General features: G+C 61.3%; 20 protein-coding genes and 4 pseudogenes. 14 read left to right on the forward strand and 10 right to left on the reverse strand.

Annotated features, from left to right (window positions below):
• Positions 1–731: 731 nt before the first annotated feature.
• Together AC04SF_RS35320 and AC04SF_RS35325 are read left to right on the forward strand one after the other, a co-directional pair.
• Complete coding sequence (locus tag AC04SF_RS35320; RefSeq protein ID WP_488481544.1) at positions 732–1,022, forward strand: hypothetical protein; 291 nt, start codon at positions 732–734, stop codon at positions 1,020–1,022.
• Between the two features lie 140 nt (positions 1,023–1,162).
• Positions 1,163–1,366, forward strand: a complete 204-nt coding sequence (locus AC04SF_RS35325) for a hypothetical protein (protein ID WP_488481545.1) — start codon at positions 1,163–1,165, stop codon at positions 1,364–1,366.
• A 64-nt stretch (positions 1,367–1,430) separates the two neighbouring features.
• Here AC04SF_RS35325 and AC04SF_RS35330 read toward each other — a convergent pair whose 3' ends face one another.
• The gene (locus AC04SF_RS35330; RefSeq protein ID WP_488481546.1) at positions 1,431–2,192 is read right to left on the reverse strand and encodes a Crp/Fnr family transcriptional regulator; all 762 of its coding nucleotides are present in this window, start codon (positions 2,190–2,192) and stop codon (positions 1,431–1,433) included.
• Between the two features lie 171 nt (positions 2,193–2,363).
• Here AC04SF_RS35330 and hemN point away from each other — a divergent pair, with 171 nt between their 5' ends.
• Positions 2,364–3,716 carry an oxygen-independent coproporphyrinogen III oxidase gene (gene hemN, locus AC04SF_RS35335; RefSeq protein ID WP_488481561.1) on the forward strand — a complete coding sequence of 451 codons (1,353 nt, stop codon included), beginning with the start codon at positions 2,364–2,366 and terminating at the stop codon, positions 3,714–3,716.
• A gap of 190 nt (positions 3,717–3,906) precedes the next feature.
• Here the strand turns inward: hemN and AC04SF_RS35340 are convergent.
• The 8 genes and pseudogenes from AC04SF_RS35340 to panB all read right to left on the reverse strand — a co-directional run.
• A pseudogene (locus tag AC04SF_RS35340) lies at positions 3,907–4,059 on the reverse strand (cation:dicarboxylate symporter family transporter); the annotation flags it as partial.
• Positions 4,060–4,179: 120 nt separating this feature from the next.
• Positions 4,180–5,154 (reverse strand): hypothetical protein, encoded by a 975-nt coding sequence (locus AC04SF_RS35345; protein WP_488481562.1) that lies wholly within the window; start codon positions 5,152–5,154, stop codon positions 4,180–4,182.
• Positions 5,155–5,371: 217 nt separating this feature from the next.
• On the reverse strand, positions 5,372–5,695 hold the full coding sequence (locus tag AC04SF_RS35350; RefSeq protein WP_488481547.1) for a DUF2285 domain-containing protein: 324 nt from the start codon (positions 5,693–5,695) through the stop codon (positions 5,372–5,374).
• A 114-nt stretch (positions 5,696–5,809) separates the two neighbouring features.
• Positions 5,810–6,133, reverse strand: a complete 324-nt coding sequence (locus tag AC04SF_RS35355; protein ID WP_488481548.1) for a transcriptional regulator domain-containing protein — start codon at positions 6,131–6,133, stop codon at positions 5,810–5,812.
• Between the two features lie 58 nt (positions 6,134–6,191).
• Positions 6,192–6,764 (reverse strand): annotated as a pseudogene (locus AC04SF_RS35360) (acyl-homoserine-lactone synthase).
• A 91-nt stretch (positions 6,765–6,855) separates the two neighbouring features.
• Positions 6,856–7,582 (reverse strand): annotated as a pseudogene (locus tag AC04SF_RS35365) (LuxR family transcriptional regulator).
• A 145-nt stretch (positions 7,583–7,727) separates the two neighbouring features.
• Positions 7,728–7,820, reverse strand: a pseudogene (locus AC04SF_RS35370) (pantoate--beta-alanine ligase); the annotation flags it as partial.
• Positions 7,821–7,970: 150 nt separating this feature from the next.
• The gene (gene panB / locus AC04SF_RS35375) at positions 7,971–8,831 is read right to left on the reverse strand and encodes a 3-methyl-2-oxobutanoate hydroxymethyltransferase (protein WP_488481549.1); all 861 of its coding nucleotides are present in this window, start codon (positions 8,829–8,831) and stop codon (positions 7,971–7,973) included.
• Between the two features lie 174 nt (positions 8,832–9,005).
• Here panB and AC04SF_RS35380 point away from each other — a divergent pair, with 174 nt between their 5' ends.
• The 11 genes from AC04SF_RS35380 to AC04SF_RS35430 all read left to right on the forward strand — a co-directional run bounded on the left by AC04SF_RS35380 (position 9,006) and on the right by AC04SF_RS35430 (position 20,197).
• Positions 9,006–9,974 (forward strand): NUDIX hydrolase, encoded by a 969-nt coding sequence (locus AC04SF_RS35380; protein WP_488481550.1) that lies wholly within the window; start codon positions 9,006–9,008, stop codon positions 9,972–9,974.
• Between the two features lie 67 nt (positions 9,975–10,041).
• Complete coding sequence (gene nadA / locus AC04SF_RS35385; RefSeq protein ID WP_488481563.1) at positions 10,042–11,016, forward strand: quinolinate synthase NadA; 975 nt, start codon at positions 10,042–10,044, stop codon at positions 11,014–11,016.
• Positions 11,013–12,554: an L-aspartate oxidase gene (locus tag AC04SF_RS35390; RefSeq protein ID WP_488481551.1), complete on the forward strand. Its 1,542-nt coding sequence runs from the start codon at positions 11,013–11,015 to the stop codon at positions 12,552–12,554. The genes nadA and AC04SF_RS35390 overlap by 4 nt, the downstream gene beginning before the upstream one ends.
• On the forward strand, positions 12,554–13,408 hold the full coding sequence (gene nadC / locus AC04SF_RS35395) for a carboxylating nicotinate-nucleotide diphosphorylase (RefSeq protein WP_488481552.1): 855 nt from the start codon (positions 12,554–12,556) through the stop codon (positions 13,406–13,408). Before AC04SF_RS35390 ends, nadC begins: the two co-directional genes overlap by 1 nt.
• 152 nt (positions 13,409–13,560) lie before the next feature.
• Complete coding sequence (bioB, locus tag AC04SF_RS35400; RefSeq protein WP_488481564.1) at positions 13,561–14,502, forward strand: biotin synthase BioB; 942 nt, start codon at positions 13,561–13,563, stop codon at positions 14,500–14,502.
• Positions 14,499–15,653 (forward strand): 8-amino-7-oxononanoate synthase, encoded by a 1,155-nt coding sequence (locus AC04SF_RS35405; RefSeq protein ID WP_488481553.1) that lies wholly within the window; start codon positions 14,499–14,501, stop codon positions 15,651–15,653. The genes bioB and AC04SF_RS35405 overlap by 4 nt, the downstream gene beginning before the upstream one ends.
• Positions 15,650–16,285, forward strand: coding sequence for a dethiobiotin synthase (gene bioD, locus AC04SF_RS35410; protein ID WP_488481554.1), 636 nt, complete (start codon positions 15,650–15,652; stop codon positions 16,283–16,285). Before AC04SF_RS35405 ends, bioD begins: the two co-directional genes overlap by 4 nt.
• Positions 16,286–17,551, forward strand: a complete 1,266-nt coding sequence (locus tag AC04SF_RS35415) for an adenosylmethionine--8-amino-7-oxononanoate transaminase (RefSeq protein WP_488481555.1) — start codon at positions 16,286–16,288, stop codon at positions 17,549–17,551.
• Positions 17,548–18,531, forward strand: coding sequence for a beta-ketoacyl-ACP synthase III (locus AC04SF_RS35420; protein ID WP_488481556.1), 984 nt, complete (start codon positions 17,548–17,550; stop codon positions 18,529–18,531). The genes AC04SF_RS35415 and AC04SF_RS35420 overlap by 4 nt, the downstream gene beginning before the upstream one ends.
• 51 nt (positions 18,532–18,582) lie before the next feature.
• Positions 18,583–19,035, forward strand: a complete 453-nt coding sequence (panD, locus tag AC04SF_RS35425) for an aspartate 1-decarboxylase (protein WP_488481557.1) — start codon at positions 18,583–18,585, stop codon at positions 19,033–19,035.
• Positions 19,036–20,038: 1,003 nt separating this feature from the next.
• The gene (locus AC04SF_RS35430) at positions 20,039–20,197 is read left to right on the forward strand and encodes a hypothetical protein (protein WP_488481558.1); all 159 of its coding nucleotides are present in this window, start codon (positions 20,039–20,041) and stop codon (positions 20,195–20,197) included.
• A gap of 334 nt (positions 20,198–20,531) precedes the next feature.
• Here AC04SF_RS35430 and AC04SF_RS35435 read toward each other — a convergent pair.
• Positions 20,532–20,786, reverse strand: a 255-nt coding sequence (locus tag AC04SF_RS35435; RefSeq protein ID WP_488481559.1) for a TCP-1/cpn60 chaperonin family protein, incomplete at its 5' end; no start/stop codon positions are given.

Here is a 20,786-nt window from a genome sequence, read left to right on the forward strand (position 1 = left end):
CGCATTTTTATCAACCGACTTTACGTCGAGCGGGCTAAAAGTCTGCGCCGCCGCCGCGATCTGGAGGTCCACGCTTCTCGGGTGGACCTTTTACGAGACGCTTGGTGCATCGTGCAAATGCTATTTCGCCAGTGCGGCTGCCCGGCCCTTTATCAAGTTGGCATTCGATGCTCGTTCGGTCGTCTTCCCAGGCAAGCGGACGTCCCGGATGTTGACCCAGGGAATCCTATCTCCGCGAGATGGGTGTGAATGTTGGGTAGTCAGAAGCAGATAGATCCTTGCGAGGGGTCGTCGCGCCCGAGGTAGCGCGCAGAAATTTTCGCTATCCACTCCAAGTTTGTGTCCGGGACCAGCGTGGGAGGCTGCTGGTATTGGTCCAGGCGCAGCGGTGCTCATTACAGAGACGCTCCGGCTGCAATGCTCGATATGAAGCGATGAATCCTTGACTGCCGACTTCGGCCGGAGCGGATAAGGCACGAAGCGTGTGGTGGTCAGTAGGCGGTGGGATACACTGGTACCTCTCGACTCTTGACCGGCTAGATGGCGGCAGAGATGGATGGCTTGTGTCGGCGAAATGACCAAAAAGCATTTCTTCGCCGCGTGGGGATGAACACCCGGCGCCCTTCGCTCGACGTCGGCAATGGCCAACACCGCCGCCGACTTTGGCTGCGTCGTGAGCCATCGGCCTTTGGGCCGTCCGAATAAAATGGCCACCGATCACAGGTGAAATAATGACACGCATATCCATCGCCGAAGAACTTGAAAGCGCCGCCAACGGCATCGCCGACATGTCGCGGGCGGATCTGCAGATTACCCTTCGGCGCGCGGCGCTGATGCTCCGGAACGTCGCCGGCGTGCCTCTTGAGCCAGCGACAGACGATGCGTTGAACTCGATTGCCGCCGAAATGAAAGTTACCCGCTCGGATCTCATTGGCATCATCGTTCGCGAGTGGCTGGAAACGAACGCATATCTGCCCGTTCGGATGGTCGATGAGGAAAGCGAAACGGACGGCAGCGCCTAGCCTGTAAATCCTTCTTGCCGGCGTGATCTTGGCTCCCCCAACGGGATGATGCTGGCCTTGCTTTTACCACCCGCCCGAAGTTGTTAGGGTCCGCTCGATTCGGGCGTCAACAGCCCGGATGGCAGAAGAAGGAAATCTCCATGACTTCGAGCGTAGCATTGGTCTGGTATCTGGTAATCGCCGGACCAGGGGGAGGAATGACCGTTCTTCCCAGCACCTTCGACAAGCGCGAACAGTGCACGGCAGCCCTTACCGAATATCAGAAGCAACCAACTCCGGCGGGCTGGTTACTGCAATGCGTGCCGAGCGCCTCGCCTTTCACCGATAGTGGCTCGGCCGATTAGCCATCGCTTAACCCCGTGAGCTTTGGGCAGGTCTCTTGGGGTGCGCGTTGGCTGGCCTCGCCGCTCAAGTCTCGTTCTTCGGGCGGTGGCGCCTCGGCCGCCGCCCGCCGTGGCGCTGTTCCAGGCGGTTCAGGCTGTCTACAATGACACGACGGTTGTTCTCGATCCGGATCACGCCGTCCATTCTCAGTCTGGTCAGCTCACGGCTCACCGTCTCGTCTCTAATTCCAAGGAAATCAGAGATCTCGGCACGCGTCAGCGGCAGATCGAAGCACGCCGACCCGGCCCGGCCCCCACGGGAATCGATATTGCGGGCGATCAAGAGAAGAAAGCTCGCCACCTTCTCGGGTGCCGTCTTGCATCCCAGGGTCACCATCCATTCGCGAGCCTCGTCGAGCTCGTTTAGCGTCTGCTTGAACAGGCGATGCTGGAGCTCGGGTGATTGCTTCATCATTTGTTCGACGGCCGCTCTCGGAAAGGAGCACAGAGAGACAGCTGTTGCCGCTTCCGCATTGATCGCACTTTTCACCTTGAACGGCTGTCCCAGAAAATCCGGCGCGAACTGAAGACCGACTATCTGCTGGCGGCCGTCTGAAAGGATCTTCGTCAGCTTCACAACGCCCGAAAGCAGGTTTGAATAGCTGTCGACGGCCTCGGCGTCACCCATCAGCTCGACCCCAGCTTCGATCCTGTGCCGCGACGACGTCTTGGCGAGCCGAGCCAAGTGATCTGGATGCAGCGCGCCGCAGACGCCGCGGTGCCGTGCCTGGCAAGACAGGCAATAAAAGGGAATGTCGGAACTGCGGATGTCCTGCTGTCCTGTCATTTGATCGCTCTCCCGATCTGATCGCCCTCCCGGTCCCAAGCGCCGGCAGGATAACAATCCACGGTAGAAAAATCGTTGCGGCAGTTTGTCGTTCCGCAGCCTGATCGAAATCAGGGCTTTGGCTCATATTAGCGTCCAGAGTCCCGGCGACGCAAAAAAATGGACCACGACATGCGCCCCGAGCTAGCTCACAAACTTGGCGAGAACGTCCCGCGCTATACCAGTTACCCGAGCGCGCCGCATTTCCATCCGGGCATCGATGCGGTCGTTTACCGCGGCTGGCTGGAGGCGCTAGAAGGCGGTGGCAAGATATCGCTTTACCTGCATATCCCTTATTGCGACAGGCTCTGCTGGTTCTGCGCGTGCCATACCAAACAGACGCGCAACTACGAGCCGGTGGCCGCTTATCTGCGCTCGCTGCATGCGGAGATCGCGACGGTTGGCGGCCTTGTCAGCGGCAAGGGTTGTCGAGTTCGCGCGGTTCATCTGGGCGGCGGTTCGCCGACGATGCTGAAGCCGCAGGATATGGTGACCTTGGGAGCGGTGCTGCGGGACAATTTCGACTTTTTCAACGATGTAAAGATCAGCGTCGAGATCGATCCGAACGATATGGACGAAGGCCGCCTCGACGCGCTTGCCAAAATAGGCATGACGCGGGCGAGCCTCGGCGTGCAGGATTTCGATCCGAGAGTGCAAAAGGCGATCAACCGTGAGCAGAGCTTTTTGCAGACCAAGGCAGTTGTCGATGGCGTTCGCTCCCGCGGAGTGGATTCCGTGAACCTTGATCTGCTCTATGGCCTGCCGCATCAAACCAGGCAGAGCCTGTGTTCCACCGTGGCGCGGGCGCTCACGCTGGAACCGGACAGGATGGCGCTGTTCGGCTACGCTCACGTGCCTTGGTTTAAGAAACATCAGACGATGATCGACGAGGCATGGCTTCCCGGACCGATGGAGCGACTCGCTCAATCGCAACTAGCCGCGCGAGCGATTGTGGACAAGGGGTACGAATCAATTGGGCTCGACCATTTCGCGAGGCCCGGCGATTCGCTGGCTGTAGCGGCACACGCGGGGACTTTGCATCGCAATTTTCAGGGCTATACGGAGGATCGTTGCGAGATCTTAATCGGACTTGGCCCTTCGTCGATCAGCCGGTTTCGCCAAGGCTACGTGCAGAACACGACTTCGACCGGCGAGTACGGCCGCATGATTGGAGACGGCGGGTTGACGGCTGTGCGCGGCATCGTGCTCTCGGACGACGATAGAGTCCGGGGCTGGATAATCGAGCGGCTGATGTGCGATTTCGCCTTTTCAGCGATAGACCTGGTGGAGAGCTTCGGGAAAGCCGGCCAAAAGCTCCTTCTTCAGTCAAGCTCCATTGCCCTTAACGATCCTGCTGGACTGCTTGAGCTGCGAGGCGACAAGTTCGTCGTGCCGGAGGAAAATCGTCCCTTCGTGAGGAGCATTGCGGTGAAGTTTGACAAATATTTCGAAGGCAAAGCCGCCAGGCACTCAGCGGCGGTCTGATTATTTCAGCGCAAGACTGAGCCATCGCGTGTGATGAATTGCCAGGTTGCGGTGGCTCATGGTTATTTTGGTGCAGATACCCAGCTGACTATGTGACGGCTTAGCGCCCTGCCCGAACGGCCTCACGCGAGCTCCGCGAAGGCGCGCCGCCGTGGCCGAGATGATGGTATCCACGGCCTCGACGTCGAGCGAGGCTGAGGCCGGCACCGGGTTGAACGACATTGGACACGACGAGGCCGACCATAAGGGCGAGCGTCCAGCAGGCGAGTAAATAGATCATCGCCTTGCCGGCAACCCGGCCTCCGTTCTGGAGATCGTTACCGGCGATCCCCGTCGCAACGGTTGGAGCGAGGTGGTTCCGACCTTCGCTGGCTTCCATCGCGGCGCTTCGGTCGAGTGGCGCTCGAAACCTACGAGGCACTGGTTTCGGCCTGGGAAAAGCTGTTCCGGGAATCCTTCGAGCTCAGCGAATAACCGGCTCGCCGTGGAAGCGTCGGCGCGAGGGCGGTGAAACGCCGAAGCCGACTTCCATCATCAGCCGCGGCGTGTGTGTCGGCACGGTACCCATGTGGAAGCCGAATGGATCCTCGACGAAGCCAAGCCCCGCCTCTCCAGTAAGCGTCACGGGGCTTTGCTCGCCATAGACGTCCAAAATCTCTTTCGCGGGGTGACCGACGAGAAGCGTCAGCTGGTGCTTGAGCGCGCGCCGCCTGTGGCTGCCGCGGACATAGACATGCGGACCGGTACCTTTGTCGACCGGCAGTAGATAGAAGAAGAACTTCAACATGCGCCAGTCATCGAGGTCGAAGTGATATTTGTTGAGCGATGCCAGGTTTTTGTCGGCGTCGGAGGCCTGGCCGGTGGGGAAGCTCCACCAGACGCGCGTGGTAATCAGTTTTGCCTGGCCGCCGAGATAGTGCGCAGCGATATCCATCAGCAGCGGATCGTTTTGGACGGCGAGTGCCGCCTTGCAGTCGAGGATGCGCTCGAAATAATGGCCGCTCAGCAGGGGACGGCCGAACCGAGCCTCAGCCTCCGCATGCTCCGTCGGTAGGAATTCGAGACGCCGATCGAAATTGCCAAAGCAAGGTGTGCACCGCACGAAAGCTGCGATCGACTCATGGATAGATTTCGGCAAAACGAGTCCGGAAAAAAATCCGTCGGACTGCAGCGCATCGACAACGTCCTGGCGATCGACGTGGATGAACATCGTATCCTGTGCCTTCTGCGACGATCGAACAGGCTTTGCACCACGCCAGTGCATTCGCCGTGCCGGCATGGTGCGGGCGAGCACGAACATGGGCAACCACGCTGGATTTTCGCGAAGATCCGACAGGTAGGTCGGAATGCGTACAGCTATTCGGCGTAGCACGCTGCCGTTTCGCGCGATCGATTCGAGGCTTGCAGCGCCGGCTTTGTGGGTACTCGTAACGGTCATTAGGATCCTCAGGTATGAATGCACTATCAACGAAGCATTGGTCTCGTTGCTTCGTTCCGTATTACCCAAACCCGATTCCCGCAGCGGAAGAACTAACCGCGCTTCAAAGCTTGTGCAACGCACAATTACCTCGCTGGCAAATGCGGACGGGTCCCTGCGCCAGTCGAAATAAGGTTGCGAAGCTGTCGTCATAATTAAATTAGGAACTGCTTAATAACTACATCAGGAACTGCTTATAGCCGCCGCCCATCAGGTGGCGACCACGTTGGATGGCACGACGAACCCGGTCGCGAAGATGACCGCCCGGATGAGCCCAATCTTGTTCGACACGCGCTGACCCGAACAGGGCAATTGCGATCTCCTGATGGGAGGCTCCCGCGAGCGAGCCATCTAACGCCTGCAGCACGACACTCAAACGCCTTCCGCGGGGTTCCGGCGGAAAGTAAGCGGCTGCCAGGCGGCCGCTTGCATCGATATCATTAAGGAACTGAAGGGCGGCGACATGGAACTTCAAGTGGCGCGGCGAAACGATTGCATCCAACGGGTGCGTCTGCAGAGCCCGGCAGTCCTGCCTCAGCAATACTGCTGCACACCGGCTGGGGTCAGCAGGATGTCCTTGCGGCATGACAGCGAAGCAAGATCAAGCGGTTGAAAATCATGGTTGAGCCCAGCCGTCTCCGCCCTGGCGCGCAGGATGCGGGCGCAGTCGCGCGAGTCCCAAAAGACCCTTGCCGAGGCGGCGTCCAATTGTGGGTCGTCCGCGAAAAAGGAGGCTCCAATGGCTGAGGAAAGATGATCCACTCGTCAACTCGACTATCCTGGTATCGGCGGGGGTTCCCTCAATCGTGCCCGGCGGTGCGATTTGGGCGTGCTCGCGCTGGAATAGCGGATTGCGCCGAAGAAATTCCAAGGCCCAGGCAGCCCGGGGCAGTCGACTGGCATAGTGATAGCTTGGTGGCGACGCCAGTCCGGCCAGCATGCACGACCGACCGTCGCTTCCCCGAGCAGACGAGCATTGTTCACGGCCCAGATGGTCGCTATGCCGACTGGCCTAAGACCGGTTGCCACAGGACCGGCCCGCTCAGACGTCCCCTGAGGCGACGGGCTTCGGTTGTGCGATGCGCGACAATGGCCACGTCGCGCGGCGCAGGATCCGCTCCATGCGCGTGTCGGTCACCGTTACTATCTGGGCGAGATGCTTGGCCAAGCCGAACTCGAGCATGCCGGCAAAGAGCTCGTAGGTTGCTTGGGCCAGCCCGCCGGCCGAGTTGGGCGCTGACGCGGGAAGATCGAGCGCAAAACGACTGCTTTCCCATATGTCGGGCGTCGAGGGCACGGCGTCAGCACCCAGCAGCGCTGGGAACGTATCGCGCAACATTGTGGGTCCTGTGCTGGGCAAAAAGACGCACGCAACCGCGAATTCGCCAATCGGATCCCTTGAGAAGCAGATAGACAGGCCTGTAGGCATCAAACGCGTCGATTTCCATTTGGTCTTTGGTCTCAACGTCCCAATCGAGCCTTTCCTTGAACACCCGATACCTCAGTCCGTGCATCTCGTTGAGCTCGCTGGCGAACTCGCCGTAAAGTTCTGGCGTTATCAGCTGCATCATGGTCGCGTCCGTGCGGGATGTACCGCGTCATCGAAGGCAAAGCTGACCGCGAAGCAGCGTGTAGACGTTTACAGCTATCGTGGCCGAGGAATTAGAATCTCGCCTGGCCGGAGGCGGCCAGCCGTACAACGGCCTGGTTGGTCGTTCGAACGCCAAGCTTTGCTTTGGCGTTTTCGAGATGGAAGGTCGCGGTGCGCCTTGAAACGCCGAGGAGCTGGCTGATATCCCAAGCCGACTTGCCGCGCGCCGCCCATTTCCGGCACTCGAACTCCCGTGGGGTGAGCGTCACACCATCCACCACGCGATCGTCGGCGAGCCTAGCTCGGGCATGGATGTGAAAGTTGATGGCCATCAGCTGCAAGGCTTTTTCGTAGCGTGCCAGAGACCGCAAAAGAGTCGGACAAGACTCGTCCGAAGCAAGGGTCAGGGCAGCAAACCGGCCGCGATGATCATGCATGGATATCGTCAGCCCGCCGCGAATGCCAATCTCAGCCGCACTTTCCAGAATTCTTTGCTGCGAAATCGGCAAACACTGCCGACCCCGCTCCACACCCCAATGAAAGGTATCCCAGCCCTGCAGCCCACGCAGGATGACCGGATCAAGGCGGTCATATCGCTGTTGCAGATAATGTGATGCCCAGGAGGACGGATAATTCGAGATCAGTCGAGGGGCCCCCCCCGGACATCGTCGGGTAACTGAAGTAGGCGAAGAGCGGAAAATCGAAGCCCGCAGCAGCGGCCACCATCGCCTCACGGAGATCGACAGCATCAACACTTGCTGACAGTTGCTCGACAAAGTTTTCGAATAGGCGATGCATTGCGCTTTGCATGACCTCCGTATGAATGGTGCCTAATGCCGGACAGAGGCTTGAATTACTCGATCCCGAACCGATTCAGCGCGCGCGATCTTTTCACCATCATCACTGTGATTGCGTCTTGCTTCTGAGCGAAGAAATGGTTTGCGGCGCGACAGCGCTCGGCTGGTGAGAGCAGGACATTGCGCGATGACAGTGCAAGACCGTCGGCTTCGCGGACTCTCGGACAGGCAAGGATGGTAATTGGAAATTCAGATCCCGGGCCATACCAGCGCCTATCTGCAGGAAAGAGCTAGGCGAGAACTGTCGCCATGTCATCAAGGCGCCGCACAGCCCTCTCTGACCTGGGCCCCCGCGGTGAAGCCTGGCACGGTCCTGACAATCGGCAGGCTCATGGCGCTTCTCCGCTTCTTGTGACGCCGGCTTCGGCGCCCGTGGGCGCATCGATAAAGACGTGCTCGGCAGCGGGGAAGTGCCGCTTGCGCACCTCGTCCGCGTAGGCCGCGATCGCGGCGCCGGCCTGATCGCCGATTTCTGCGTAGCGCTTGACGAATTTCGGCCTGAACGAGGAGAACAGGCCGAGCATGTCGTCACTGACCAGGATCTGGCCATCGCAGGCCGGTGAGGCTCCGATGCCGATAGTGGGGATTTCAATCTCGCCGGTGATCAGCCGCGCGAGCTGCTCTGGTATCTTTTCAAGCACAACGCAGAAAGCGCCCGCTTGCGCGACCGATATCGCGTCGCGCCTGATCCGCTCGGCGTCCTCTCCCCTGCCCTGCACGCGGTAGCCGCCGATAGCGTTGACTGCCTGCGGCGTCAGGCTGATATGGGCCATGACAGGAATGCCACGAGCCGTGAGGAAGCGAATAGTAGCAGCCATCGCCTCGCCCCCCTCCAGCTTGATAGCCGCGCAGGCGGTCTCAGCCATCAGGCGAGCCGCGTTGCGGAACGCCTGCTCGGGACTCTCCTCGTAGGAACCGAACGGCAGATCAACGACCATCAGCGCCCGCTTGAGGCCACGGCGCACTGCCTTGGCGTGCATGATCATCATGTCGAGCGTGACGCCGAGTGTGGAAGGCAGGCCGTGCAGGACCATGCCGACGCTGTCGCCGACGAGAACGATGTCGCAATGTCGATCGACCAGCTTCGCAATCGGCGTCGTATAGGCGGTGAGGCAAACGAGCGGGACACCACCCTTACGCGCCCGAATATCGGGCGGTGTAATCGCTTTTGAAATACCAGCTGTGCTCAACGCATGCCTCCTTCCCTAACGTGACCCACCTCAGGTGTCGCGTTTGGAACGTTTTTGTGCAAGTGCGCAGAGCTAAAAACTGACCGTGCAGCTGCGCGGTGTTGACGTGCAGACACGCGCGCTTAAGTTAAATCGATTCAGGCGCTCCGAGCCTGACCAACCACTTTCGCGAACATGGACGATCAGGCAAAAGGAACCACGAAAGACCGAACCACCGTCGAGGCCGACGAAGCCAAAGTGGATCTGATCGCCTTTGTTGTCGCCGTAAGCGACAATGAACCCTGTGTCCTCACCATCGGGCAGGCGAACACACTCCCTTCCGGACCATTTGCGCTTGAGCACCGATCGCTGCAAGCGGGTTTGAGGGGCTGGGTCGAGCAGCAGACCGGTCATCCGCTGGGCTATATTGAGCAGCTCTACACCTTCGCCGATCGGGACCGCGCCGGCGCCGAGCGCCGGCAGCGCGCCATCTCCATCAGCTATCTCGCACTGACCCGCAAGGAACAGGCAGCGGGTTCGGCCAAGTGCGGATGGCGAAGCTGGTATGAATATTTTCCATGGGAAGACCATCGCTACGGCACCCCGCCTGTGGTGCTGGACGTGCTGAGACCGCGCCTGATTGAATGGGCAGACAGCATCGGCGACGCAGCCGTAAGACGTGAACGACGGCGGCGGGTAGCGATTGCCTTCGGGTTAGACGGGCGGCATTGGAACGAGGAACTCACGCTTCAACGCTATGAGTTGGTTTACGAAGCAGGCCTGGTCCAAGAGGCTGGAAGCGGACCCGACGCGACGCTGCCTTCGCTTGTGCCCAGCAAGTCCATGGTGGCCGATCATCGCCGCATCGTGGCGACGGGTATTGCGCGACTACGCTCAAAGATCAAATACCGGCCGGTCGTCTTTGAGCTGATGCCGCAGTATTTCACTCTGCTGCAGCTGCAACGAACCGTCGAAGCGCTCGTCGGCAGGCTGATCAACAAGCCGAACTTTCGTCGCCTGATAGAGCAGCAGGAACTGGTCGAGGAGACCGGCGAGACTTCGGTCGACACGGGCGGGCGCCCGGCAAGACTCTATCGCTTCCGCCACGCGGTCCTCGACGAAACGGCGATGGTCGGCACAAAATTGCCGGTCGCCAAGGGTTGACACGCTTATAGTCAACGTGGATATATACCACTTATAGTCAAATAGATTATAATTGGGAGCGCCGATGATGAGCGGGGCGTTATCTTCGGCGGCGTCTCTGTATCGGCGCGTCTGGCGCGTCATCCCGCCCGGGGAATGGGCGGTTTTCAGCCCGGACATCGAGGCTATTCTGGCGCTGAAACGCGAGCGCAACGCGATCATCCTGGCGCACAATTATCAGACGCCTGAGATCTTCCATTGCGTGGCCGATATCGTCGGCGACAGCTTGGCACTGGCTCGCAAGGCTGTGACGGTCGAGGCGCAAGTCATCGTGCTGGCCGGCGTGCATTTCATGGCCGAAACGGCCAAGCTGCTTAATCCGGACAAGACGGTGCTCATCCCAGATCTAGACGCCGGCTGCTCGCTGGCTGATTCAATCACGGCACAAGACGTACGCTTGATGCGCCAGCGTTATCCCGGCGTGCCGATCGTCACCTATGTCAACACGTCGGCTCAAGTGAAAGCCGAGTCGGATATCTGCTGCACCTCGGGCAACGCCAAGGCGGTCGTCGAATCCCTTGGCGTTGACCGGGTGATTATGTTGCCAGACGAATATCTGGCCCACAATATCGCCGCCCAAACCGACGTTGAGATCATCGCCTGGAAAGGCCATTGCGAAGTGCATGAGCGCTTCACACCGGCCGATATCCGCGAGTTGCGCGAAAACCATCCCGGCGTGACGGTGCTAGCCCATCCTGAATGTCCGCCCGACGTTGTGGCTGAAGCCGATTTTTCGGGCTCGACCGCAGCCATGTCCGACTATGTCGAACGGCAAAAGCCGTCGCGCGTCGTGCTGATGACAGAGTGCTCAATGAGCGACAACGTCGCGGTAGCGCATCCAGAAGTCGACTTCATCCGGCCCTGCAATTTGTGCCCGCACATGAAGCGGATCACGCTCGCCAACATCCGCATGGCGCTTGAGCAGAACCGCCATGTCGTCACGATCGAGCCCAGCATCGCTGGGCGCGCGCGGCTCGCGGTCGAACGGATGCTGGCAATTTGAGCGCCTGTGTCCGCAGCTTCTTTGGGCGACCCATCATCATCGGCGGCGGCATCGCCGGACTGATGACCGCGCTTCAACTAGCGCCGGAGCCGGTGCTTCTTCTGTCCAGGACGCTCCTGGGAGCTGACTCGTCGAGCACCTCGGCTCAGGGGGGACTGGCTGCAAGTTTGGGCCAAGACGACGATCCGGAGCTGCACTTGGCCGATACGCTTGCCGCCGGGGGTGGTCTGTGCGCCCCAGATATGGCGAGCCGCATCCTCCAAGCCGCGCCCAGCGCAATCGAGGGGCTTGCGGGCTTGGGGGTTCCGTTCGACCGTACGCCAAAGGGATCATTGTGTCTCGGCTTGGAGGCCGCTCACAGCCGGCGTCGCATCGTTCATGCGCATGGCGACGGCAGCGGGCGTGAGATCATGCGTGCGCTGATCGCGGCCGTGCGCTCAACTCCCTCGATTGTCGTAGTTGAGGGCGTGGAAGCGCGTCGTCTGGCTGTCAGGGACAATGAGATCCAAGGCGTCTGGGCGAGCTGTTCGTTAGGACCTGTCTTCTTCGGCTCACGCCGGGTCGTGGTTGCCACCGGTGGGATCGGCGGGCTGTTTTTCGATACCACCAATCCTTCGGGAAGTTGCGGACAGGGCTTGGCGCTTGCGGCCCGCGCGGGAGCGGTCCTTGCCGACCTCGAGTTCATCCAGTTCCACCCGACCGCGCTTGATGGCCCCGAACGCCCTATGGCGCTGGTCAGCGAGGCCGTCCGCGGCGAAGGTGCTACCCTGATCGATGAGACAGGTCGACGCTTCCTCGATGGCGTGCCGGGCGCCGAACTCGCGCCACGGGATATCGTTGCACGCGCGGTCTGGAGTCATTTGGCAGATGGTCATCAGGTCTTCCTCGACGCGCGGCAACGGCCTGGGGCGAAATTTGTCCGACACTTCCCCACAATCGCATCTGCCTGTCGTGGATACGGCATCAATCCCGCGCGCGATCTCATTCCTATTCGCCCTGCCCAGCACTATCACATGGGTGGTATCGCCGTGGACGGCTCGGGTAAGACGTCGGTCAAGGGGTTGTGGGCCTGTGGCGAAGCTGCCTCGACCGGACTGCATGGCGCCAACAGGCTGGCCAGCAATTCCTTGACGGAGGCCGTTGTGTGTGCGCGCTGGGTCGCTGAAAGCGTGGCCGGAACGCCTGCTCGCAGAACAAGGCCACTGTTTGCGGGCAGTTACCCGTCACCCGATCCGGCACCCGCGCGTCCTTTCGTGTCGCGCGCACTCGGCATCGTGCGCAACGGCGAAGCCTTGGAGGCGGCCGCACGGGCGCTGTTGCCGCTCGCCGAAAACCAGGACGCGGCATCGGATTCGGCTGCTGTGGGTCTGATGATTGCTATTTCCGCCTTGCGGCGCCGAGAGAGCCGCGGCGCTCATTACCGCGAGGATTTCCCCCATCCTGCGGCTGTTGCACGACGCTCCGAGATCACCCTCGAGGCCGCCTTGGCCGCAGCGCGGGAACTTACACCCTCGCCAACGCTGGAAAGTGCCACCTGATGAGCCTGTCACCACTTCCCGCGATGATGCTCGAGCCGCTGGTACGCTCAGCCCTCCTCGAAGACCTTGGCAGAGGCGGTGACGTGACGACAGACGCGACCGTAGCGGAATATCACCACGCCACAACCGTGCTGGCTGCACGCGAGCACGGTGTTGTCGCCGGGCTCGATCTGGTGAGCCTCGCCTTCAAGTTGATCGACCAAAATATCAAGCTCGATGTGAACCGAGCCGACGGCAGCAGAGTTGCTCAAGGGGAGATAATTGCATCGGTGAGTGGTCCGACCCGGGCCATTCTTACCGCTGAACGCACGGCGCTGAATTTCTTATGCCATTTGAGCGGCATTGCCACGGCAACCGCTTCGATTGTCGCAGCGGTTCGCGAGCACCGCGCCAAGATTACCTGCACCCGCAAGACGACGCCCGGGTTGCGGATGGTCGAAAAATACGCCGTGCGTGCTGGCGGCGGTGCCAATCACCGCTTCGGCCTCGACGACGCCGTCCTGATCAAGGACAACCACATCGCGGTTGCCGGCGGCATCCGCCGCGCCATCAAGTGCGCGAGAAAGAGCATAGGCCATCTCGTCAAGATCGAAGTCGAGGTCGACACGCTGGCCCAGTTGGAAGAAGCCCTCTCGCTCGCCCCAGACGCCGTCCTGCTCGACAACATGCCGATCGATGAGCTTCGCCAGGCTGTGACCATGGTTGCCGGCCGGGCGATCACGGAGGCGTCGGGCCGGATCACCGCTTCGACCGCGCCCGTCATCGCGGCCACTGGCGTCGACCTGATGTCCATCGGTTGGCTGACCCATAGCGCGCCGATTCTCGACATCGGACTGGACTATTACTCGCCGTGATCGCCACCAACCGGTCGGGCATCGATAGTAAATCGAAGCGGTATCAATCGGACGAAGAAGCTTCGGCAAGTGAAGAGCCAGGAAACAGGACGGATATGCACGACACTAATCCGACTTACACGACGCCGCGGACGCAATGCGCTGATGGCGGGATGTGGACCCTGGAGAAGGCTCGGGGACTTCACGACGCACCTTTCAACAATCTGCTCTTCCTCGCGCAGACCGTTCACCGCCAGAATTTCGATCCGAACAAAGTTCAGCTCAGCCGGCTTCTTAGCATCAAGACAGGCGGTTGCCCGGAAGATTGCGGCTATTGCAGCCAATCGGCGCATCACGAAACCGGCCTGAAAGCCTCGAAGCTGATGGAACTGGAGCGCGTCATCGCAGAGGCGACCAAGGCGCTTGACGCCGGCGCCACCCGCTATTGCATGGGTGCGGCCTGGCGCAATCCGAAGCCGCGCGACATGGATGCGGTGGTGGCCATGGTCGAAGGCGTCAAGGCGCTCGGCATGGAAACGTGCATGACGCTTGGCATGCTCGATCGTGAGCAGGCCATTAGACTGAAGCAGGCAGGGCTGGACTACTATAACCACAACATAGATACCTCGGAACGCTACTACGGCGAGGTGATCAGCACACGAAGCTTTGCCGATCGGCTTGAGACACTTGAGAACGTGCGCCAATCCGGCATCAAGGTCTGCTGTGGCGGCATCGTCGGCATGGGTGAGGAGCCGATGGACCGCATCGACATGCTCGTCACTCTTGCCAACCTGCCGGAGCATCCCGAAAGCGTTCCGATCAACATGCTTATCCCGATCGACGGCACCCCGCTTGCCCACGCCAGGCCGATCGAACCTATCGAATTCGTGCGCGTCATCGCGCTGGCCCGCATCATGATGCCGAAATCGCATGTCCGCCTTTCCGCCGGCCGCACTGCCATGACTGACGAGATGCAGGCGCTGTGCTTTTTTGCCGGTGCCAACTCGATCTTCGTCGGCGACACGCTGCTCACCGCCGACAATCCAGGCGAGGACAAAGATACGCTGCTGTTGCGGCGTCTCGGCATCGAGCCGATGGAATTTGAGGCGCAATGAACGGGGCACCGCTGGCCCGCTACGAGGCAACCCTGCAGGGGCTGGCGCGCAGGGGCCGGCTGCGGCAGCTTGCGCCGCGCGCCGGTCTCGACTTCTCGTCGAACGACTATCTGGGGCTTGCGGGCAGCAAGAGGCTCGGCGACGCGGTCGCGGCCGCCATTGCCCGCGGCACACCGGTGGGCGCCACAGGATCGCGGCTGCTGCGCGGCAACGCGCCCGAGCATGAGGAACTAGAGGCAGAGGCGGCAACGTTCTTCGGGGCCGAACGCGCGCTGTTCTTCGGCGGTGGCTACATCGCCAACTTTGCACTGCTAACCGCGCTGCCGCAGAAGGGCGACCTTTTGGTCCTCGATGAGCTTGCCCATGCCAGCATGCATGAGGGGGCGCAGGCCGGACGCGCCGAGTTCCAGCTGGCAGCGCATAACGATGTCGATGCCTTCGATGCTGCTATCACCCGCTGGCGCGCAGACGGCGGCGTCGGGCGCGCCTGGATCGCGGTCGAGAGCCTCTACAGCATGGATGGCGACTATGCGCCCCTAGAAAGTCTGGTCGCGCTGGCAGATCGGCGCGAGGCTTTCATCCTCGTCGACGAAGCCCATGCCACCGGCGTCTGGGGACCGGACGGTCGGGGGCTGGCCGCGGCATTCGAGGGCCGTGACAACATCGTCGCGCTCCACACATGCGGCAAGGCCCTCGGCGCGTCCGGTGCGCTGGTCACAGCGCCGCGAACGCTGTGCGACTACATCATCAATCGGTGCCGGCCATTCATCTACGCCACCGCGCCATCGCCGCTGATGGCAGTCGCGGTCCGCGAAGCGCTCGCCATGCTGTCGGACGAGCCTGTGCGCCGTATTCAGTTGCAGGAACGCGTTGCCTTCGCGGGCCGCCAACTGGCCGACCGCTGCGGCGTGAAGCCCAGCGGGTCGCAGATCCAGCCCTTTGTCATTGGGGATAACAGGCGCACCATGGCGGTGGCGGCGGCACTGCAGGCGCGCGGCTTCGACATACGCGGCATTCGTCCGCCGACTGTGGCAGAGGGCACATCGCGGCTGCGCATTTCGCTGACGCTCAACGTCAATAAGCCGGACATTTGCGCCATGGTCGAGGCGCTCGCCGAGGTGTTGGCCCAAACACGGCCGGGGGCGATATGACCCAACGCATCGTCATCGCCGGAACGGACACCGGAATTGGCAAGACCGTGTTTGCGGCCGGGCTCGCCGGCCAGCTCGACGGCTTCTATTGGAAACCGGTGCAATCGGGGCTCGACGACGAGACTGACAGTGAGGTCGTTGTACGGCTTGCCGGCCTGCCGTCGGAGCGCGTGCTGCCGGAAGCCTACAGGTTACGAAGCCCGCTGTCGCCGCATCGTTCGGCCGAGATCGACGGTGTCGCGATCAAGGCTGCCGATCTTACCTTTCCGGTCCTGCCGACGCCGCTGGTTATCGAGGGCGCGGGTGGGCTTATGGTGCCACTCAACCGGCGCACAAGCTTCATTGACATCTTCGCTGAGTGGAAGCTGCCGGTCATTTTGTGTGCCCGCACCACACTCGGCACGATCAATCACACCCTGCTGTCGATCGAGGCGCTGCGGGTCCGCTCAATCCCGCTCCTCGGCGTCGCCTTCATCGGCGATGAAATGGCCGATACGCAAAGAACAATCGTGGAGCTGGGCGGCGTGCGGCAGCTTGGCAGGCTGCCACACCTTGATCCCCTGACGAGTGAGACGCTGAGGGATGCGATGGTTGCCGGCTTCGACCTTGCCTCGATGACCGGAGGCGAATGAATGTCGCAGTCCCGTGTGTGGCATCCTTTCACCCAGCATGCGCTCGAGCCGGCGATCCCTGAAATCGTCTTGACCGAAGGCGCCTACCTCCACAAGGCCGACGGCACGCGCATCCTGGATGCCATTTCCTCTTGGTGGGTCGTCACGCATGGCCACCGCCATCCCCGCATCATGAAGGCGATCGAGACGACTGCGGCGAGCCTCGACCAGATCATCTTCGCCGGCTTCACCCACGAGCCGGCGGAGCGCCTGGCCAAGGCCCTTGTCGGCCTCGCTCCCTCCGGTCTCGACTGGGTGTTCTATTCCGACAGCGGCTCGACCTCAGTCGAAGTCGCACTGAAGATGGCGCTTGGCTATTTCGGCAACATCGGGGCACCGCGCTCGCGCATCGTCGTCATGGAACACAGCTATCATGGCGACACCATCGGCACGATGAGCGTTGGCGCCCGCGGCGTGTTCAACGCCGCCTACGAGCCTTTGCTGTTCGAGGTTGACACCATTCCCTTCCCGGCCGCGGGACGCGAACAAGAGACGCTGGATCGGTTCGAGGCCGTTGCCCGCGACCGGCGGGCCGCCGCGCTGATCGTCGAGCCGCTGGTGCTTGGCGCCGGCGGTATGCTGATGTATCCCGCCTGGGTTCTGACCGAACTGAAGAAGATTGCCGAAGCCTCCGGCACGCTGTTGATCGCCGACGAAGTGATGACCGGCTGGGGTCGCACCGGAACCATGTTCGCCTGCGAGCAGGCCGCGATCTCTCCGGATATCCTGTGCACCTCGAAGGGCTTGACCGGCGGTGCCATCCCGCTAGCCGCCACGCTCGCCACCGATGCCATCTTCCAGGCCCATTATTCCGAAGACCGTAAGAAAACCTTCTTTCATTCGAGCTCCTACACCGCCAATCCGATTGCCTGCGCGGCCGCACTCGCCAATGTCGAGATCTGGCGCGACGAGCCGGTAGCCGAGCGGGTCGCGGCCCTGAGTGCAAAGCAGGCCGCCGGGCTTCAACGCTTTCGCGACAATGCCAACTTCACCGACAGCCGGGCGACCGGGACGATCACGGCTCTCGATCTGCGCACCGACTCCGCCGGCTATCTGGCCGAGATCGGGCCAAAACTGCGCGCTTTTTTCCTCGATCGCGGCCTGCTCGTGCGTCCGCTTGGCAATGTCCTCTATCTTCTGCCGCCCTATTGCATCACCAGCGAGGAACTGGACGGTCTCTATGACGCCATCGAGGAGGCCAGCGAACGCTTCGGTTCGGGGCCATGAGCCGATCGTCGCGCATTCTCGGGTTCGGCCATCATGCGCCGGCGCGCAAGGTCGAGAATCAGGAGATCGAAGATCGTCTCGGGCTCGAGCCAGGCTGGATCGAGCGGCGCACCGGAATTCGTTCGCGCTTCTGGGCGACAGATGAAGACACGCTGTCCGGCCTTGCCACGCAGGCTGGCGAGATGGCGCTGGCGAACGCCGGGATCGACCGTAGCGACATTGGTCTGCTGTTGCTCGCCACTTCGACGCCCGACCATCTCCTGCCGCCAAGCGCGCCCCTGGTCGCGCACAAGCTCGGCCTTGGCCGCGCAGGCGCGGTCGATCTGACCGGCGCCTGCGCCGGCTTCATCTATGCGCTGATGTTCGCGGACGGCTTCACCCGCCTACACGGCAAGGCGAGCCTTGTCATTGCCGCCAACATCCTCAGCCGTCGCATCAATCCGGCCGAGCGCGCAAGCTCGGTTCTTTTCGCCGATGCCGCCGGCGCCGTGGTGATTGGTCCGTGCGGGGATGCCGATCGGGGGATTCTCGGCGCTTCCGTGGATTCGGATGGCTCGCGCTACGGGCTGATCCAGATCCCGGCGGGTGGAAGCAATATCCCGTTCCGTGGCGGCCTGGATCTCGGGCAAACCCTCATGACGATGACCGACGGCCGCGAAGTGTTCGCTAAGGCGGTCGAGATGATGACTGATTGCTCGATCAGCGCGCTTGCCGCTGCCGGAGCCCAACCAGAAGATGTCGGCAGGTTCGTGCCACATCAGGCCAATGTTCGTATTTTCGATGCGGTCGGGCGAAACCTTGGCATTGCTGATCATGCGACGGTCAAGACGATCGCCGAGTACGGCAACTCTTCCGCCGCGACGATTCCCCTTTCTCTGTCGCTCGCCCATCAAACGGAGCCGTTTCGGCCGGGCGAGAAAATCCTGCTGGCGGCAGCGGGTGCGGGTCTCAGCGGCGGCGCACTCGTCGTTGGAATTTAGCCAGGCACGAGTTGCTGACGGGTCATTCACGATGGATAGGACAACGGATCAATGCGAAAACTAGTCGCCGGCAAGCTACACGGCATCCACGTCACCGAAGCAAACCTCAACTACCACGGTTCGATAACGCTCGACCCTGACCACTGCGAAGAAGCCGGGATCCTGCCCATGGAATTCGTGGAGATATGGAACAAGAATTCCGGCGCGCGGATCTCGACCTATGTCATTCTGGGCGAGCGCGGCTCACGTTGCTGTATCCTCAACGGTGCGGCTGCCCGCACCTGCCAGCCGGACGACCAGATCATTGTCTGCAACTCCATCTACCTGGACGAAGCGCACATTACGTCGCTGAAGCCGCGGATCGTTACGTTCGACCAGGACAACAACATACTCGACCGCCTAAGCTACTCCGTCGATCTCGATGCCGATGGCCGTTACAGTTTCTCGATCCTTGACGAGGCGGGTGAGGCTTTGGCCATCCCTGCCCTGGTCTCTGGAGAGTGACTTGGCCTCCACATGTGTGCAGGCCTCTCCCCCGTTGCAACTTACTCGGCGCTAACGAGAGTATCTAAACCTGCCCGAGCCGCTGACCCTCCGGTTTCGAAAGAACGAGTCCGGTGGCCTTTCGATACGGCGGGCTTTCGCGAGATCGCAAATATGGGCAGCCGAAAGGCCGCAAGCAGCATTGAAATGGCCCTTCGCGCCGGGGCCAGCGATTCACCAGCTATCCGACGTCTCCCCAAATTCGGCGAAGATATCAGATTTCGTCAATCGGTGGCTTGCTGGGAAGGCCGAGCCTGGCTCGTTGGCCATCGGCGAAATTCTCAGCGGGACACTGTGTGCTGAACCGATGAACCGTCAGTTCTCCGCCCTCAACAATATGAACGGCCCATCCCCCACTGCAGCGTTTGACGCGCACGTCGTTAGGTTCGCCAGCCACCATCGCTGCCCTCATTTTCGTCGCCCTGGACCAAGACTGGAAATCGTCCCCAGCACCTTGAAAAACATGGGACCTTACGTAACGTCAAGCGCGGATTTTCTGACAGCTCGCGCGATATGGATTCGTCGGCGACACGTGCTCAGGGCCGGACCCTCCGAGCCCGCCGCACCTTACATTCGGATCGATTTAGATGGCCCGATTTTGCGCGTTAATGCTGCCTTAATTATCCACAGCTAATGTCAGCGGGAACGCGTATTCAGTTCGAGTACCACTGCAAAAAGCCCGCCACTCTCCCGTCTAGAGTGGCGGGCTTTTTCCGCTGAGAGACGCTGGCGCTGTCGGTGCGGATGCTGCCCCAGCACGATCGCGGTTTACAGGATCCATAAGTCGTCAAGCCGCGCGGCCCGTCACGACAGCCCTTTTGCTGCCGCGGATCAGCCTGTTCTGTTTTCAAGGGGCGACGCGCAGAGTAAGCCAAAACAGCGATGTCATACGCCCTTCGAGAGAGCCCTTTTGCGAACAGTACCGCATGACAACCTGATCCGGGAAAGACGCCGCGACGCTCTGATGGTGGAAATTCTGGCGAAGCCCAAGGTCCTATTTGCAAAGCACACGGTGTTGCTTGCCGGGCTGGCTGACATTCTTGCAGACCAGCGGCTTATGCGGCTCAGAAGAAGAGGGCGTAACACTGGCAACCGTGATGCGCGCCTGTTTGATGTCTTGTGACCTGCTGCACGGCGCAGTTCGAGCCTTTCTGGCTCCTATGGCACAACCGGAAACACGCTGGTTTCGATCGGTTGCTGCTGCAGACGTGGGGGGCTTTGTCAAAGAGTAGTTGGCATCAAGTGGTCCCGGAATAATCACCGTGCGGTCATCGCTGCGCGCGCAGCCACTGCGCAACGGCAAAGCCAGCCCAGCAAAAAAGGGCGGTGTCCGTTTAAACATAGTACAACCCTTGGCGGGCATACCCCGGCTTGAAAGCCGCCGAAACCGGCGCAATGGGCGCGAAGAAAGGGCGGCATTTTTGCCGCCCCTCCGTGATCGTCGAGTTGCGTGGACCTTAGAAGTCCATGCCGCCCATGCCGCCCATGCCACCGCCGCCCATGCCACCGCCGCCCATGCCGCCAGGCATGCCGCCGCCAGCCGACTCCTTCTTCGGAGCCTCCGCGATCATGGCTTCGGTGGTGACGAGCAGGCCGGCGACCGAGGCCGCGTCCTGGAGAGCGGTGCGCACGACCTTGACCGGGTCGACGATGCCCATGGCGATCATGTCGCCATACTCGCCGGTCTGGGCGTTGTAACCGAAGGTCGCGCC

Source organism: Mesorhizobium sp. CNPSo 4671, assembly GCF_057784245.1.

Coding starts and splice junctions, on each gene's coding strand:
- AC04SF_RS35320 (WP_488481544.1), top strand. CDS start 732: ATGACACGCATATCCATCGCCGAAGAACTTGAAAGCGCCGCCAACGGC.
- AC04SF_RS35325 (WP_488481545.1), top strand. CDS start 1,163: ATGACTTCGAGCGTAGCATTGGTCTGGTATCTGGTAATCGCCGGACCA.
- AC04SF_RS35330 (WP_488481546.1), bottom strand. CDS start 2,192: ATGACAGGACAGCAGGACATCCGCAGTTCCGACATTCCCTTTTATTGC.
- hemN (WP_488481561.1), top strand. CDS start 2,364: ATGCGCCCCGAGCTAGCTCACAAACTTGGCGAGAACGTCCCGCGCTAT.
- AC04SF_RS35345 (WP_488481562.1), bottom strand. CDS start 5,154: ATGACCGTTACGAGTACCCACAAAGCCGGCGCTGCAAGCCTCGAATCG.
- AC04SF_RS35355 (WP_488481548.1), bottom strand. CDS start 6,133: ATGCTGGCCGGACTGGCGTCGCCACCAAGCTATCACTATGCCAGTCGA.
- AC04SF_RS35380 (WP_488481550.1), top strand. CDS start 9,006: ATGGACGATCAGGCAAAAGGAACCACGAAAGACCGAACCACCGTCGAG.
- nadA (WP_488481563.1), top strand. CDS start 10,042: ATGAGCGGGGCGTTATCTTCGGCGGCGTCTCTGTATCGGCGCGTCTGG.
- nadC (WP_488481552.1), top strand. CDS start 12,554: ATGAGCCTGTCACCACTTCCCGCGATGATGCTCGAGCCGCTGGTACGC.
- bioB (WP_488481564.1), top strand. CDS start 13,561: ATGTGGACCCTGGAGAAGGCTCGGGGACTTCACGACGCACCTTTCAAC.
- AC04SF_RS35405 (WP_488481553.1), top strand. CDS start 14,499: ATGAACGGGGCACCGCTGGCCCGCTACGAGGCAACCCTGCAGGGGCTG.
- bioD (WP_488481554.1), top strand. CDS start 15,650: ATGACCCAACGCATCGTCATCGCCGGAACGGACACCGGAATTGGCAAG.
- AC04SF_RS35415 (WP_488481555.1), top strand. CDS start 16,286: ATGTCGCAGTCCCGTGTGTGGCATCCTTTCACCCAGCATGCGCTCGAG.
- AC04SF_RS35420 (WP_488481556.1), top strand. CDS start 17,548: ATGAGCCGATCGTCGCGCATTCTCGGGTTCGGCCATCATGCGCCGGCG.
- panD (WP_488481557.1), top strand. CDS start 18,583: ATGCGAAAACTAGTCGCCGGCAAGCTACACGGCATCCACGTCACCGAA.
- AC04SF_RS35430 (WP_488481558.1), top strand. CDS start 20,039: ATGGTGGAAATTCTGGCGAAGCCCAAGGTCCTATTTGCAAAGCACACG.